This is a genomic window from Ruegeria sp. D6 (assembly GCF_056534365.1).
The window spans coordinates 286,268-301,554 of record NZ_JBQFPH010000003.1; the positions used below are offsets into that span (position 1 = coordinate 286,268).

Below are 15,287 nucleotides of genomic sequence, written 5' to 3' on the forward strand. Positions count from 1 at the left end.
GCGGCACACTCTGTGTTCGCCGCTCGACCAATTAGCTTTGTTTAACTTGGCGCTCTGGAAATCAATGTACTCTAGCTTTGAGCTCTTTCATCACAGCTGGTGGCACGATTAAAGTCGATCTCCGCGTTCGCGTATATTGATGGTCAGTACTTTGTTCATATCTGATCACGCTGATCCAGGTACCGATTGCACAGGGCGTTGACCGTTGCGTGCAGGATGATGGTGAGTACCGCCAACACGATCAGCGCGGCGAACATCAGATCGGTTTTGGCACGGCCATTGGCCAGCAACATCAGATATCCCAGCCCACGCGACGCTCCGACCCATTCACCGATGACGGCACCGATCGGGGCATAGACGGCAGCCAGACGCAGGCCGCTGGCAAATCCGGGCAGAGCAGATGGAATACGGATGTGCCACATTACTCGGGCAGGTGACGCCCCCATGACCCGAGCCAGATCCAGCCAGTCGCGATTACTGCGCATCAGTGCATCAAAGAAAGACGAAGTAACCGGGAAATAAATGATCAGCAGCGCCATGGCGATTTTGGCCTCGAGCCCGAAGCCAAGCCACAGGGTCAGAATCGGTGCGAGGGCAAAGACGGGGATGGTCTGGGAAAACACCAAAATTGGTCGCACCAGCGCGCGTACTAGCGGTGAGGCGGCAAGGCCGATGGCCGACAGCCCGCCCAGCACTGCGCCAAGGGCCAGCCCGATCAGCACTTCGGTCGCGGTGACCAGCCCATGCTCCAGCAGAAGGTTGCGGCTGTTCCAAATGGTTTCGGAAACCAGCGCTGGCGGGGGCAAGATAAAACGCGGCAAGCCGGTGGCCCAAACCACCAGTTGCCAAAGCGCTACTGCCATTGCGGTGGCGGCGATACCCGCACGCCAACCTGTCATCGGGCTACCGGGAAGCCTGCCCATGCGGCATCGAAAAAGGCACGTTCAAGGGCGACGGCCTTGCCGAAGGCTTCAGCGACCTCGGCCTGTGCCTGGTCCGAAAGGGTCGACCAGATCGCGTCCAATTGTCCACGTAGGTAGGCGACCACACTTTCGAACCCGTCGCCTGAGTGCAGAGTGATCCATTCCCCCAGCCAGAACGGCAGATCTTCGGCGCGGGCTTCGACCGGGCTGGCCCAATCCAGATAGACCCATTCCGCGACCACCAACACCGCCAGCATCCGCTCGTAGCGCCCGGATGTGCGGGCTTCGTCCATCAGGGCCTGAAACGCCAGGGTTTCTGGTGCGGCTTCGCTTGCCTGGGGCACGTCCAGCGCGTCTAATGCACGCAGGAAGTACGTGTTCTCTGGCCCGCAGATCTGGCCCAGAAAGCGCGCGCCCGGCACAGCATCGGCGAGGTTGGGTGCATGCGCCACTGCTGAGGCCAGCAGACGCACGAAGCCTTCCACGAAAAGGTAATCCTGCTGTAAATAGCCAGCCATTTTGCCGTGATCGAGCGTTCCGGTAGCCAGCGCATTGGTAAAGTCATGTGTCGTGGCCGCTGTCCAGTTGTCCTGGTTCAGCGCCCTGAGAGTTTCGCTTGTGCTCATCTGTCACTCCTGAGTTGTTGAAGCAGCGCGGCCTGGATGCCCAGCACGCCCGGATCATCAACAGGGCGCGGGATGCTGCCCATTGGAGTTTCGACCGGGTGCAGCCCGTCGCGCGTCATGATCATGATGTTCTGCCCCAGCCGCGCCACTTCGGCCGGGTCATGGGTGATAAGCAGCACCGTACGTCCCTTCAGCAGCTGTGCGGTGAGGTCCTGCATATGCACCCGAGTCAGGGCATCAAGGGCTGAAAATGGTTCGTCCAGCAACACAATGGGGCGGTCTTCCATCAGGGTTCGGGCCAAGGCCACGCGCTGTCTTTGCCCACCGGAGAGCTTTCCCGGTTTCTTGCCCAGATGTGTGCCTAGCCCAACTTGCTCCAGTACCTGCTCGGCCCGGCCCCGATCGAATTTCTCGCCGCGCAATCGTGCCCCTATTGCCACATTGTCGAGCGCTGATAGCCAAGGCAGCAACAAATCACTCTGCGCCATTAAGGCCACCCGCCCGGCCAGCGCGCCACCGTCCGAGGCCCAGATTTCACCGTCCAAAGAAACATGGTCTCCCAGTCCGGCCAGCAGCTTGAGCACTGTGGATTTGCCCACACCACTGGCCCCCAGAAGACAGGTCCACCGCCCTGCATCAAGTCGCAGATCAATGCCGTGCGCGATGGATGTGTCGCCAATCGACAGTGATCCGCGCAGATATAGGTCGGGGGCCGGGCTCATGGCTGCGATGCCATGCCCCAAAAGCCGACCTCAAGCTCGGTCGCCTTGTGGAAGCGGTCGCAAAGATTTGCCCAACGTGGGCAGTTTTGCGGGTCATCCCCGATGCGCCGCGCTACCACGCCATCGATCAGCGCGCCAACATCGCAGCAGACCTGTTGGTAATCTTCCCCGCCATAAGTGTTGATCCAATCGGCATAGGTTTCTGAGGTCTTTGCCACCGAAAGCTCCGCCCCGATCACACCATAGCCCATGACGCAGGGGGCCAGTGTGGCCAGCAGATCAAGCATATCCCCTGAATGCCCGGCATCCAGCACATAGCGTGTATAGGCAAGATTAGCCTGACGCTCTTGCGTTGCAATAAGTTCTTCCTCGGAAATCCCAGCCTCGGCGCAGATGCCGATATGCAGGGCAAGCTCGTCATTGATCAGTGCATTCACTGTCCCCGCGGCGAGGCGCATATCCGCGACGGTCTCGGCCTTGGTCACCACCAGCGCCCAAGCGCGGGCGAAATGGATCAAAAAAACGTAGTCCTGTTTGAGATAATGCAAAAACGCCGCGCGCGGGAGGGTTCCATCACCCATGCCCCGCACGAATGCGTGGCGGGTATAGGCAGGCCAGGTTTCCCCGGCCGCCGCTCGCCACGCCTCAAATGAGGTGCCGTAGTTCATTGTGCCCCCAGATCGACCGCGATTTTCGATACTGGGCGGGTGCCCTCGACTAGGCCGCTTTTGGCCAGAAATTCCTCGAAGCGGATATAGCGGCCTTCGTCCAGCGCCTCAGGACGCAAGGCAAAGCGGGGTAGGGTGTCGACCCAAGCCTTTGCATTCAGCTCGTCGTCCAGCTCTTCCGCGTAGCTTTTGAAAACCTCCCAGCTTTCATCCGGGTTGTTGACGATGTATTGCGTGGCCAGCTCGGTGGCGCGCAGGAAGCGGCGCACCTTGTCCTTGTCCATCAGCTCGGGGTTGGCGACGTAAATCAACTCGTCATATGTCGGCACGCCTTCTTCTTCGACATAGAAGCATCGGCCTTCGACACCTTCGATTTCCATCTGGTTCAGCTCAAAATTGCGATAGGCACCGATCACCGCGTCGACCTGCCCGGACATGACCGAGGGGCTGAGCGAGAAGTTGACGTTGATCATCTCGATCTCGTCCAGCGCGACCCCATGCTTGCCCAGCATGGCACCCAGCACCGCTTCTTCGACGCCGGCAACCGAGAACCCGATCTTACCACCTTTGAGCTGGCTGATTTCCTGGATTGGGCCGTCCTTCAGCGTCAAAAGGCAGCTGAGAGGTGTCGCCACTAACGTACCGACGCGCATCAGCGGCAGACCTTCGGCTACCTGGAGGTGCTGGTTTGGTTGATAGCTCACGGCGATGTCACCCTGCCCAGCGGCCACCAGTTTCGGTGGGGCCGAGGGATCAGCAGGCGGCACAATCTCGACCTCAAGATTCTGGTCTGCGAAATAACCTTTTTGCTGCGCTACGATGATCGGACCGTGATCAGGGTTTACGAACCAATCCAGCAGCAGAGTCATCTTGTCTTGTGCCAACGCCGGTGTAGCCATCAGCATCGCCGCTATGGTCAGAAAATGTTTCAATTCGGTTTCCTCGTTTCAGTTGTTGTCACCTAGGGCCAGAAGCTTGATTTCGGGCCCGTTTTTCGTGGAAATCCGCATCGCCGCCTGCCAGGCCCGAAGACCGGAACGGCAGGCAAGGATGAGGCGTCTGTTGTTTTGCAAAAGGGGGTCACGCGGATCGATTTCATCGACACTGAGGCGCTGAGCACCAGCCAGCTCCGGGCCAGTTTCATCTGCAGCGCGCAGGTCGATTACCAGATCGTCGGCCCGAAGCATTTCGCGCGCTATGAAATCCGGCTCAGGTATAGGATCCGGTGCGCCGTCAAAGCGAAAACCGCCAAAGCGCATGCTGGTGGCGTCATAGGTCACCAGACGCCCCATTGGCGTAAGGTCCCCGCTCAGCACCGCAACCGCGATCTGCGCTTGCAGACTACCGATCACACCCACCGTCGGGCCAAGCACGCCATCGGCGTCACAGGAACCCAGCCTTGCAGGCAGATCCGGGAACAGCGCGCGCAGACCCGGAGCCTTGTGGCAGAAGCCCCCGACATAGCCCTCCGAGCCCACCACGCTGGCGCTGATCAGCGGCAAATCGGCATCAAGGCAAACATCCGAGGCCACATAGCTGGCGGCAAAACTGTCGGCACAATCCAGCACCAGATTGATGCCCTGACAAAGTTGCGAGGCATTGGCCGGATCAAAGCGGGTTTCGACCGGTTCGATCCGCACCTCATCATTCAGCGCCATCATTTCACGTGCTGCCACCTGCACTTTGGATTGCCCTATGTCGCGTTCACGGAACAGCGTTTGGCGGTGCAGGTTCGACAGGCTGATCTTGTCAGCATCAACCAAACGGATACGTCCCACACCGGCCCCGACCAGATATTGCAGCACTGGTGCGGCAAGCCCTCCTGCGCCAATCACCAGTACATGCGCGGTGCGCAGGTTTTCCTGCCCCGACGCGCCAAAGCCAAGTACAGCAATCTGGCGTGCATAGCGGCTCATAGGCAGCTCCTTAGCCATTCGCGTACACGGGCTTCTGGGTCGTCCTTCAAGGTGATGTCGGTCACGGCGGACACGATGTCGGCCCCGGCGGCGAACGCACCCTGCGCGCGCTCGACCGACATGCCACCTATCGCCACAAGCGGAATAGGTCCGATCCGCGCCTTCCAGTCGGTCAGCTTTTCGACACCCTGCTGGTGCCATTTCATCTTTTTAAGAATGGTCGGATGAACGGGCCCGAGTGCCACATAGTCAGGCCGCAAAGCCAGCGCACGCTTAAGCTCTGCTTCGTCATGGGTTGAGACTCCAAGTTTCAATCCAGCAGCTCGGATCGCGTCAAGGTCAGCGGTATCCAGATCTTCCTGCCCTAGGTGCACCCAGTCGCAGTCTAGCTCAATCGCCAGTTCCCAATAGTCATTGACCACCAACAGCGCGCCGTGGTCGCGGCACAAATCCCGCGCCTCCGCCAACTGCGCGCGCACCGCATCCAGGGGATGTTCCTTGATGCGCAGCTGCACCAACCGCACCCCGAGCGGCAGCATTCGGCGCAGCCATGAGATGTCATCGAAGATCGGGTAGAACGACGGCAAGATCACAACATGGCCTTTCCAAAAACAGGGGTCGAGGGCGCGGCCATGTCGCGTGGTTCCATCGCATCGGCACCGAAGGCCAAAGCCCCCGCTTCGACCGCGCGCGCAAACGCTTCGGCCATCGCCGCCGGATCACCTGCCTTAGCGACCGCCGTGTTCAGCAGCACCGCGTCATAGCCGATTTCGATGGCCTGTGCCGCCTGCGACGGCAGACCCAGCCCTGCATCGACCACCAGAGGCACCTCGGGGAAATGAGCCCGGACCGAGCGCAGGCCGTAGAGATTATTCAGCCCCAATCCGGTGCCGATCGGCGCACCCCAGGGCATCAGTACCCGGCAGCCTGCCTCGATCAGTTTCTCGCACAGCACCAGATCTTCGGTGCAATAGGGGAAGACGTCGAACCCATCGTCGGCAAGGATGCGCGCCGCCTCCACAAGGCCGAACGGGTCGGGCTGCAGAGTGTCGGCATGGCCGATCACCTCAAGCTTGATCCAGTTGGTCTCGAAAAGTTCGCGCGCCATCTGCGCCGTAGTGACCGCTTCGCGTACTGAGTAGCACCCGGCGGTATTGGGCAAGACCTCGACACCCAAATCACGGATCAGAGACCAGAAATCCTGCCCGGCCCTTTCACCACCCGCCTCGCGACGCAGCGACACCGTGGTAATGCCTGCGCCCGAACGTCGAAACGCATCGGCGAGCACTGCGGGCGACGGATACTGCGCGGTGCCCAACATCAGGCGCGACGCTATTTCCTTGCCGTAGAATTCCGGCATGTCAGCCCCCCTGCCGCGGCGAAACCAGCTCGATCCGGTCCCCATCGGAAAGCATTTGCGCCGCACGTGTTGATGCCGGAACGAACACCTCGTTCACCGCCGTGGCCAGTTTGTCATTGCCTTTGCCTAGTTCGACCAGAAGATCGGCAAGGCTGGGGCCTTTGGCCTCGACGGCCTCACCATTCACCATCAGTTTCATGTGGTTCTCCCCGGTGTTTTGTGTGCGATTTTCGTGTTTTGGCAGTTCTCGTACCAAAGCGCGGGCTGCGTGCCGCAGGTCACCAGATCTGCCACCATCCCTGCCAACGCCGGAGCAAGCAGATAGCCATGGCGGTACAGCCCGTTCACCATGATGCGATCGTCGAAATGGCGGATGCGTGGCTGATTGTCCGCAAAGGCCGGGCGGGCATCGACTCCGATTTCCAGCAGCTCGGCTTCACCAAAGGCTGGATGCAACGCGTAGGCCGCATTCATTAGTTCCATCACGGATCGCAGGCTTGCGCGGCTGCGCTGCCCACTTTCGATCTGGGTTGCGCCCAACATGAATACGCCATCGCCGCGCGGTACGATGTAGAGCGGGAAACGAGGATGCAGCAGCCGCACGGGACGCGATAGCGACACGTCCGGGCAGCGCACGATGAGCATCTCACCCTTTACCCCGCGCAAATCGCTCAGCCGATCCTGCGCGGCGAGACCACGGCAGTCGATGACCTGACCCAGCGTTTCGCCTGCAGTCAGAAACTCAACGCCCGAAGCCACCAGGTGTGCATGCAACCCGGTCAACATCGGGCGGGGATTGAGATGCGCTTCATTCGCGATGAACAACACCTTGCCGAATTGCTCGGCCAGATGCGGCTCGTGGAGCGCGATGCCCTCGCGGTCCAGCCATTCCACGCCTTCGGCGCGCCGTGCAAACGTCGTCAGCTCGCTCTGATCCCGGCCCAGAGCGACAACCAAGGTACCGTTCCGGTTCACATCCAGACCGAACTGCGCCCCCTGCTTTTGCCACCAATCCGCTGCTTTACGCCCGTGTTCCACAACGGGCTGTTCGGCGACTGCGCCCTCGCATTCCGGCGACAACATGCCCCCGGCCCACCAGCTGCAGGAATGCGTATTCACGGGACCTGCCGGGTCGATCATCCGTACGGAAACACCGCGTGACACCAGCTCGGCTGCAACGCAAAGCCCGGCAACCCCTGCACCCAGTATGGTGACAGCGCTCATGCCCACATCTCGTGAAAATGATGCACCGGGCCGTGGCCTTGTCCAATCTCCAACCCGTCGGCACGTTTTATTGCGGCGTGCAACCAGCCATGCGCCCGCCGCACCGCAGTCTCAAGATCCATGCCCCGCGCAAGGCAGCCCGCAATTGCTGCGGAATAACTGCAGCCAGTACCATGCGTGTTGCGGGTCGCGATCCGCGGTGCCCCCAGCGTGACAACGAACCCCGACTTTGCCAGCACATCAAGGCACTCAATGCCATCGGCATGGCCGCCCTTGATCAGAACCGCCTTAGGACCTAGCGCCAGCAACGGCGCAACCAGTCCGGCACTGTCGCCCTTATGGGTTTGTCCCAGCAGCTTGTCCGCCTCGGGCAGGTTCGGTGTCAGCAGGTCAGCGCGCGGCAGAAGATACTGCTTCAGCGCGGCAATCGCTTGATTTTCAAGCAGGGCGACCCCGGATTTCGCCACCATGACGGGGTCGAGGACGACAGGTCCGGAAAAACCTTCCGTTGCACGGGCCACTGTTTCAACCAATGATGGCGTGCCCAGCATTCCGATCTTGATGGCGTCTATGCGGATGTCGTCTAGGACCGCCTTGATCTGAGCCGCGACCACATTGTCGGGTACCGGATGTACTGCGGTCACGTCACAGGTATTCTGCGCGGTTATCGCGGTGACCACGCTGCAACCGAACACGCCCATTGCGCCGAATGATTTGAGATCCGCCTGAATTCCCGCGCCGCCCCCACTGTCGGAACCGGCAATCGTCAATGCAGTCGCAACCATGGCACATCCTTCGTTGTCATGGTCAGGATGTGCGTGGAAAGACCCAGAGCCTGCGTAGTGACACGAGTTGTGACACGGGGCGCCCGGTATGCCTGTTTCCTCCGCCGGTCCTAACCGGGTCAGGTTCAATGGGTTTGCATGTCTGCATCTCAGCCCCGAGGGGCACCCCAACAGATGGTTACCGATTATTGATGAGATCAGGTCTCGTCAACAGTTTTGTTGCACACCGTATGATGGGTGCGGCTTCGCTTTGAGCTTTGCAGTTAACTCGGGGTGTCGCCGGTGTCGCAAAATGGTGGTGTTTCCAGATGCTATGACCGGAAAACGGCACAATAAGACAGGGACATACAGCGCCGACATCGTGGTCGTTGACCCAGCCCCGCGATCCGAGATTGAAGGCAGAAACAGTTCTTTGAGGTCCTGTCACAAGTTCCCGTCCGCAGATGCACATAGTTGCAACGAATAAATTGCTATGGGCAAATTCAGGTCACAAGTCGGCTAAACGTTTCATTTCAGGGCGCTCAACTGCCTTGGCCAATTCGCATAGTTCGAAAATGCTCGTCTCAATGACGCGGTTCAGCCAAGATCTCGTGTGCAGGTCCAAACAACCCTCCAGGACAAATCGTCCAGCCGTAGAAAACCCGCGTTCGAAAGAATCCTTTTACAGGCCCGGACACCTTTGTGCCCATAAATGAGGCGATGGAATTCAATAACAATGGCTCGAATGCCCGACAGGTCCGCATTCCTCAAGAAATCCAGTTCCGCCCCCTCAATATCCATCACAAGAACCGTCGGAGCGAACTCTCGTTTCACCGCTTCGAAGTCCGCTTTAGCTACGCGCACTGATGTTGTTGAATCACCCGCATTATCAAAAACTGAAGACCCCAGATATGAAGCGTCAATATGAAACGGAATAGAGTCGGGATCCTTTGGGTTGGCGCTTAGTATCGCATTCCGGACTTCGATCCGGTCTGAAAGCCCATTTAGGGCATGTAAACGACGGATGTGTGGAATTAGATTTGGATTGGCTTCAAAACTGAGAATAGCCTCTGGTTTGTTCTCGAGCGCGACAACACCACTCACGATACCCAGCCCGGCGCCCATTTCCAGAATACGATCCTCAGGTTGAACGACGCTCAAAGCGCCATCCATTTCCCAGCTTTCATAATTGTCCTGCTCGATCAGATTCATGATCGTTTCGTCCAGAAATGGCGATGAAGGTATCTTCAATCCACGGTACTGGATCGCAACATCAGGGTTCGTTTCGGTCATACTTGCTCCATTCCAAGGATGAGCGGTCGGTAGAGCATGTTTTGCATAAGGTCAGACTATTTGCATCAAACATCATGTCGGTAATCTCGCATAGAGGTCCGACATATTCGTCTTCAGAACCTCGTTGAACCACTCAACCGACAAGTCAAACTCGTGTTCAGGATAATAAGTATCCAAACCCCGGAAAGGGCGGACCTGCACATCATCGAGAAGACCATGACCCCTTAGTCTTTCTTCGGTGTCCTTGTCGTATTTTCGGATAATGTCATGAAGCTCTTGAACAGCATTCATAGAAGATGAATTTTTCAGGAATTGGACCTGTTCATATCGGAAATCGTTGCTGCCCTTAGGTGATTCATATGTGCCCATATCATGATATCTCAGCAATTTGAGCATCCAGTGGATTTCGGTCAGTCCGTCAAAGTGACAAATGACCGATTGTTGAGAAACATGTCGCTTGATGTTGCCTCTCCACCGCTGTGGCGCATGAACACCTAACTTGATGTTTTTCCCCGTTCGGCTGGCGCTTTTTCCGAAACGATGCGCACAAAATCCTCTGTCGCTGTACTTGAGTCGTTCTTCTCCGAATAAGCTTCGGGCGACATAGCCGCGGGTGTGCTTAGGCTTCAGCATAAGACCACCAAAAAGTCCGGGTGTGGTGTCCTCGGTTGAAAACACACGCTCGCCATTAGGAATTGAAATCGTATCAACATCCGAGGGCAGGTCAGCAAGCTCTTGTGCAAAATCACCGGCTTGCAGATACTCGTCCGCATCGAGGAAAAGCATCCAATCGACTTTTGCTTCTCGATAGGCTTTTGTCGCTATCAGCCTTTGGCGTCTGAAACTGTTTTCTGGATAAGCACAGTCCCAGTTTCTTCGAAAAAACGTGTCATCCATCACTTCAACGCGACAGTTCGGTATCTGAGCCAGAAGTTGCCGCGCTTTCGGATCATCACCATCCAGAAAGATAAAGATCTCTTGCGCGCCGAGTGACGCATAATAGGAAGCAAATATAGCCACCAGCTCTGGCGGCTCTTTGACCATAGTAACGACACCCCAGGTGGCCATCTTCAAAGGAGTCCTGTGTTTGGGAAGGGCCAAAATCGCTGATTGCACGTCTTTAGAGTCACCGGCTTCCTCTATTGCCCAGTAAGTCTGGATTTGTGGCAACCTTGATCGGTGAATTTTCCGCCTTAAGCAAGAGCATCCTGAGGTCTTATTGGACGATCCGATTTAAGACAGTTTGGTTGATCTTACGACCTTTGTCGGGGAGGACTGAGAAAACTGGACCAAAGTTGAGGTAACCAAACAATTACTGCTTATTGCGAGCCCCTAAAGTTTGATCGTTACCGCTCGTTCTTTTTCGCGAAACACAAAGGTGCGAGAATTCTGACTAACGGACCTGCGCTACAGACAGTTCATATTGGACGGTTGGGTCACCATCACAATTGCGCTTGTATCGGGATCATTAAACCAGTGGATCGAATACCGGAGCCATGCTAATGCGGAGCAAGCGAAAAATATAACGGGCATTGATCCAGCATGGAAATTTCTCCAGTAATTTCATCGTTTTGGCATGGATCCAGTCTGACTTTTTTCGAGCAACTCTGCCTCAAAAGCTTTGTGGATCACGGCCATAAGGTCAAGTTGTACTCTTTGAAAGAAATCACGAACACACCACCGGGCGTTGAAAATGCGGATGCACGTATTTTTTTGCCTGACCACCTGAAAATATGGCGAAACGAAAAGCGAAACAGCGCTTATGCCCCGTTGTCGGATTTTTTCAGGATCAACATGCTTCGGGAATCCGACGAAATCTGGATGGATTGCGATATGTTGTGTATGCAGCCGATCCCCGACATTCCGTATATTTTCGCAAAAGAGAAACGCTATTTTAACAATGCGGCTCTCCGGCTGCCGCACAGTTCTCCAACATTGCAGGGTATGCATGACTTTATGAACGGGTCCGAGATCGTGATCCCCAATGACTGGCCGTGGAAAAAAAATATTGATGTTTCCATCGGCAAGTCCAATGAAGACGGCTCTTTCTCGGTACCGTTGGAAAACCTGTCGCAGCTGCCATTTTATACGTTCGGGCCTCAGGCTATCTCTTATTTTTTGGGCAAAAACGGTGAAGTTAAACACGCCCTGCCACCCGAGTCATTCTATTCCCAAGAACCTACGGCCATGCGCTTGAATTATTTCCGGCCGCGGTTTTCCCGCATATCGCTCGATGAAAACGCGTTGGGGGTTCATCACATTGGCGGCTCAAGCATGCGCAAGAAATACAATATGGATGGTGGGTTTCCCTTGCCGCATCCCAACAGCCAGGTCGCCAAGCTATGCAAGAAACATGACATCGATCCCTCTAAGGCGATGCCACAGGATGTGCTGAAGTCTGTTGACCAAGATTAAAATGTCTGGGCAAGTCAGAAGCGCCAGTATGTGTCCAAGTTTCGGACGATCGGAATCAAAAACACTAGGCGTCATCTGCTAACACCGTAGTGCCAAGTTGTTCGGCAGACAGTTCCACAACCGGCCACTGTATTGAGTACAACGTGCAACAACTTGGCAATCAAAGTAATGGCGGTCGCTTCAGGCAAGGATGATAAACTGCGACACTCTCAACATATTCGATTGTCTTCCTACGGATAGAGCCTTTACTTTTTCTGGCGTAGAAATTTCACTACGATTACTTGCAGCGGCGCAGGTACGGCCATATCAGAATACTGGGGTGAATAGGGCCGAATGTTATGAAGCCCGAACACAGATCTTGGATTAATCTGGGGTCCAGTTTATGGGATAGGCGAATGTCAAAGAAGCTGGCTACAGATCACAAGGATATTCGCCGATCATCTATCCCGGCCTTTAACACCAGAAGACCGACTAAAAGCATGTCTTTGTCGACCCGGTCGCTCTGACCGGGTGTGAACAAAGATGTCTACGCTTAACGATAATGATCTGAACCAACCTCCTCAGCCTGATCAAGGATGGTCACGTGAACTTGTTGCACTTGAGCGGGCTATTGTGGTTCCGCCCGCAGTCTCCGATACGGTGCAGGAAGCCGGTGTTCTGACTGAAGACCGGGAATATTGCGCGCATGGGGCGCTTTGGCGGGGAAAGCGTGCCATGACCACCCAACCGGTATCGCCAACAGACCCTTTGCCGCAATTGTCGGGTCGCTGGCTTTATGCCGGGCTGTTATGGGTACACTTTGGTCATTTCCTGGCTGAAAGCACCGCACGTCTTTGGCCGCTGCCGGCAATCGCGAAGGATATTGATGGGGTCCTCTTTACCCCCAAGCGACCCGCCAATGGGGATGAAACGCGCCCCATGCAGCATAATTTTTTTGCGCTTTTAGGTATTGATCTGCCAATCAAAGTGGTGACCGAGCCAACTCAGGTAGAACATCTGCATGTGCCCGGTCAGGGATTTGGGCTGGGCCCGATTGTGGCGGGAACGCCTGAATATCGTGCCTTGATCCATCAAAATTTTGGCGCCGACGTTTCCCCTGAAGGGCCGGAGCGGCTTTATATCTCGCGCGCGGGTCTTGGAATACGACGGGGTGGCGTTATCGGAGAAGAGTTTCTCGAAGAGAATTTGCGCCAGAACGGGTACGAGATTTTCTATCCGGAACAACACCCGATGGAAAAGCAGATCGCGCGTTACAAAGCCGCCCGTCAGATCGTTGCACTAGACGGGTCGGCACTGCATCTTTTTGCTCTGGTCGGCCGTCCAGATCAGCAGGTTGCAATGATCCCTCGCCGCACTTCTTCGGTGCATCACAATATCTCAGCCCAGCTAGCGGCCTTTTGCGGGCAAGAGCCTTTAGTCGCCAATGCCATTCGCACCGATTGGGTATTGGCTTCGCGCGGTCGTCCCAACCGCCATTCACTTGGAGAGCTTGACATGTCCAGATTGCATAAAATGCTTGCCGATGCAGGATTTGTCTCACCTGATCTGGCCTGGGAAGAAATGTTCTGGCGGCAGCGGCGGCGAACCATCCGAAAACTGGAAAAAGCCCTTGGCGACCAGCTGGTTCCCATCCATCAAGAGCCCGCTGACTAATGCAGCTAATCCTGGATATACGCGACACAGCTCGGGATCAGGCGCGCCAAGCCAATGGGGTTGCGTCTGTTTTGAGTATCGATAATGCGGATTTGCAGCAGCAACTGCTTACGTTTGCGCAGATTACACGGCGAAGACGTGCAAAGGCCGAGCCGCCCGATTTTTTGCCCGCACTCGCCAGTGCGATTGCTAATGAGCGACCGCGGTTCATGCTTTTGGCCATGCCAGGGCTAGCAGAAAACCTCACCACGGAAGTCTCTGTTGGTCGAGTCCACGAAGTTTTGGGGCAATTGGCGGCCGACATCCTGATTTTGACTGATCTTGATTCAGGATCTGATCGCGCCAGAATTTGGGCCACACAATTTGGTGCCGATGCGATAGTTAACCGGATTGAATGGCCAGATGATCTGACTGCGCAGCCTCCTGCATTCTCTACCCTGGCCTCCTCTGAAAAAGAAGAATCCACTCCAAAAGAAGTGCTGCCATTTGCCCGTCGCTTCTTGCCGCGCAATGACCTGACAAGTTTTGACGAAAGTCGACCCATGGGTGACACGGTGCCGGTGGACCTCAGGCCGCCAGAGGGTACCAGCGGCACGGTGCTGATCGGTTGCATGAAAAACGAAGGCCCTTTCCTATTGGAATGGATTGCATACCACCAATCGATCGGTGTGCATCACTTTGTTATCTATACCAATGGCTGCGAGGATGGCACGGATCTGATGCTGGATGCGCTGGCCAAAACCGGTCTGGTCACGCATGTCGACAACAACAAATGGAAGGGCAATTCCCCGCAACAGTGGGCTCTGAACCAGTCTGCAAAGCTCAAGGTGGTCAAACGTGCCGATTGGGTTATCCATATTGATGTGGATGAGTTTATCAACATCCGCTTTGGTAACGGGACACTGCCGGAACTTTATAAGCGCCTGCCCGAGGGGGTCAGCAATATTGCCATGACCTGGCGGCAATTTGGGTCGGCCGGGATAAAGACCTACGAGGACAGGCCGGTCATTGCGCAATTTGACCGATGCGCTCCGTCATATCTGCCCAAACCGCATACCGCTTGGGGCTTCAAGACCGCCACCAGGAATATTCGTGCCTATCGTAAACTAAGCTGTCACCGGCCAAATAAGCTGAAAGAAGCAAAAGCCGAACAGGTGCTATGGGTCAATGGATCGGGTCAGGATATCACGCACAAAGTGGCAAAGAATGGCTGGAGGTCCGATATCAAGACCATCGGCTATGAGCTGGTCCAGCTAAACCACTACGCACTAAGATCTGCGCAGTCTTTCTTGGTCAAGCGCCAGCGTGGACGGGCCCTGCATGTGGATCGCACTGTCGGGCGCAACTATTGGATACGGATGGATTGGAACCAGTATCAGGACGTCACTATCCAACGCAACCTGGCCAGATTGTCAGTGGCGATGGAAGCGTTGCTAGCCATTCCCCAGATTGCGCAGCTACACGAAAAAGCTGTTGCCTGGCACCAAGCTAAGATTGAGTTTTTGATGGATGAGCTCGAGTTTCGCAACCTTTATGACGAGATCACCAGCATCGAACTTGAGGATTTGCAACGGATCCGCGCCATCATAGATGCGGATATGCATAGCTGACTTGTCCTGCCGCGATGAACCGATTCTTAGAACGGCCCGGCTGTCGCAGATAGCGTGCGGCTTGATATTCATTCGCCAACTAAAAGACCGCCGATGACCAAAAGTTGGCGAAT

16 protein-coding genes and 1 riboswitch are annotated in these 15,287 nt (G+C 56.1%); of the genes, 3 read left to right on the plus strand and 13 right to left on the minus strand.

The annotated features are described in order from the left end of the window. Nucleotides 1-155: 155 nt before the first annotated feature. The 13 genes from ACR0A1_RS13240 to ACR0A1_RS13300 all read right to left on the minus strand — a co-directional run bounded on the left by ACR0A1_RS13240 (nucleotide 156) and on the right by ACR0A1_RS13300 (nucleotide 10,564). Entirely contained in the window at nucleotides 156-899 is a 744-nt protein-coding gene (locus tag ACR0A1_RS13240) for an ABC transporter permease (RefSeq protein WP_480751391.1), read from the minus strand. Next, nucleotides 896-1,549 (minus strand): TenA family protein, encoded by a 654-nt coding sequence (locus tag ACR0A1_RS13245; RefSeq protein ID WP_480751388.1) that lies wholly within the window; start codon nucleotides 1,547-1,549, stop codon nucleotides 896-898. The genes ACR0A1_RS13240 and ACR0A1_RS13245 overlap by 4 nt, the downstream gene beginning before the upstream one ends. Further along, a complete protein-coding gene (locus ACR0A1_RS13250) occupies nucleotides 1,546-2,271 on the minus strand; it encodes an ABC transporter ATP-binding protein (RefSeq protein ID WP_480867881.1) in 726 nt (241 codons plus the stop codon). The genes ACR0A1_RS13245 and ACR0A1_RS13250 overlap by 4 nt, the downstream gene beginning before the upstream one ends. Next, the gene (gene tenA / locus ACR0A1_RS13255; RefSeq protein ID WP_170512112.1) at nucleotides 2,268-2,939 is read right to left on the minus strand and encodes a thiaminase II; all 672 of its coding nucleotides are present in this window, start codon (nucleotides 2,937-2,939) and stop codon (nucleotides 2,268-2,270) included. Before tenA ends, ACR0A1_RS13250 begins: the two co-directional genes overlap by 4 nt. Then, complete coding sequence (locus ACR0A1_RS13260) at nucleotides 2,936-3,844, minus strand: ABC transporter substrate-binding protein (protein WP_480591664.1); 909 nt, start codon at nucleotides 3,842-3,844, stop codon at nucleotides 2,936-2,938. Before ACR0A1_RS13260 ends, tenA begins: the two co-directional genes overlap by 4 nt. A 42-nt stretch (nucleotides 3,845-3,886) precedes the next feature. Further along, complete coding sequence (locus tag ACR0A1_RS13265; protein WP_480867883.1) at nucleotides 3,887-4,855, minus strand: ThiF family adenylyltransferase; 969 nt, start codon at nucleotides 4,853-4,855, stop codon at nucleotides 3,887-3,889. Continuing rightward, complete coding sequence (locus tag ACR0A1_RS13270) at nucleotides 4,852-5,448, minus strand: thiamine phosphate synthase (protein ID WP_480867885.1); 597 nt, start codon at nucleotides 5,446-5,448, stop codon at nucleotides 4,852-4,854. Before ACR0A1_RS13270 ends, ACR0A1_RS13265 begins: the two co-directional genes overlap by 4 nt. Next, entirely contained in the window at nucleotides 5,445-6,215 is a 771-nt protein-coding gene (locus ACR0A1_RS13275) for a thiazole synthase (protein WP_170394180.1), read from the minus strand. The genes ACR0A1_RS13270 and ACR0A1_RS13275 overlap by 4 nt, the downstream gene beginning before the upstream one ends. 1 nt (nucleotide 6,216) lies before the next feature. Then, nucleotides 6,217-6,414 carry a sulfur carrier protein ThiS gene (gene thiS / locus ACR0A1_RS13280; RefSeq protein ID WP_170394182.1) on the minus strand — a complete coding sequence of 66 codons (198 nt, stop codon included), beginning with the start codon at nucleotides 6,412-6,414 and terminating at the stop codon, nucleotides 6,217-6,219. Continuing rightward, a complete protein-coding gene (locus ACR0A1_RS13285; RefSeq protein ID WP_480867887.1) occupies nucleotides 6,411-7,439 on the minus strand; it encodes an FAD-dependent oxidoreductase in 1,029 nt (342 codons plus the stop codon). The genes thiS and ACR0A1_RS13285 overlap by 4 nt, the downstream gene beginning before the upstream one ends. Beyond that, on the minus strand, nucleotides 7,436-8,224 hold the full coding sequence (thiD, locus tag ACR0A1_RS13290) for a bifunctional hydroxymethylpyrimidine kinase/phosphomethylpyrimidine kinase (protein WP_480867889.1): 789 nt from the start codon (nucleotides 8,222-8,224) through the stop codon (nucleotides 7,436-7,438). Before thiD ends, ACR0A1_RS13285 begins: the two co-directional genes overlap by 4 nt. A gap of 79 nt (nucleotides 8,225-8,303) precedes the next feature. Next, nucleotides 8,304-8,404: riboswitch (TPP riboswitch) on the minus strand. A gap of 396 nt (nucleotides 8,405-8,800) precedes the next feature. Beyond that, nucleotides 8,801-9,496, minus strand: coding sequence for an FkbM family methyltransferase (locus ACR0A1_RS13295; protein ID WP_480867891.1), 696 nt, complete (start codon nucleotides 9,494-9,496; stop codon nucleotides 8,801-8,803). A gap of 72 nt (nucleotides 9,497-9,568) precedes the next feature. Next, the gene (locus tag ACR0A1_RS13300) at nucleotides 9,569-10,564 is read right to left on the minus strand and encodes a glycosyltransferase family 2 protein (protein ID WP_480867894.1); all 996 of its coding nucleotides are present in this window, start codon (nucleotides 10,562-10,564) and stop codon (nucleotides 9,569-9,571) included. 474 nt (nucleotides 10,565-11,038) lie between these two features. Between ACR0A1_RS13300 and ACR0A1_RS13305 the strand changes: the two genes are divergently transcribed. The 3 genes from ACR0A1_RS13305 to ACR0A1_RS13315 all read left to right on the plus strand — a co-directional run bounded on the left by ACR0A1_RS13305 (nucleotide 11,039) and on the right by ACR0A1_RS13315 (nucleotide 15,174). Continuing rightward, nucleotides 11,039-11,911: a glycosyltransferase family 32 protein gene (locus ACR0A1_RS13305; RefSeq protein WP_480706332.1), complete on the plus strand. Its 873-nt coding sequence runs from the start codon at nucleotides 11,039-11,041 to the stop codon at nucleotides 11,909-11,911. 522 nt (nucleotides 11,912-12,433) lie between these two features. Further along, nucleotides 12,434-13,564, plus strand: a complete 1,131-nt coding sequence (locus ACR0A1_RS13310) for a glycosyltransferase family 61 protein (protein WP_480867896.1) — start codon at nucleotides 12,434-12,436, stop codon at nucleotides 13,562-13,564. A gap of 92 nt (nucleotides 13,565-13,656) precedes the next feature. Further along, complete coding sequence (locus tag ACR0A1_RS13315) at nucleotides 13,657-15,174, plus strand: glycosyltransferase family 2 protein (RefSeq protein ID WP_480867898.1); 1,518 nt, start codon at nucleotides 13,657-13,659, stop codon at nucleotides 15,172-15,174. Nucleotides 15,175-15,287: the final 113 nt, after the last annotated feature.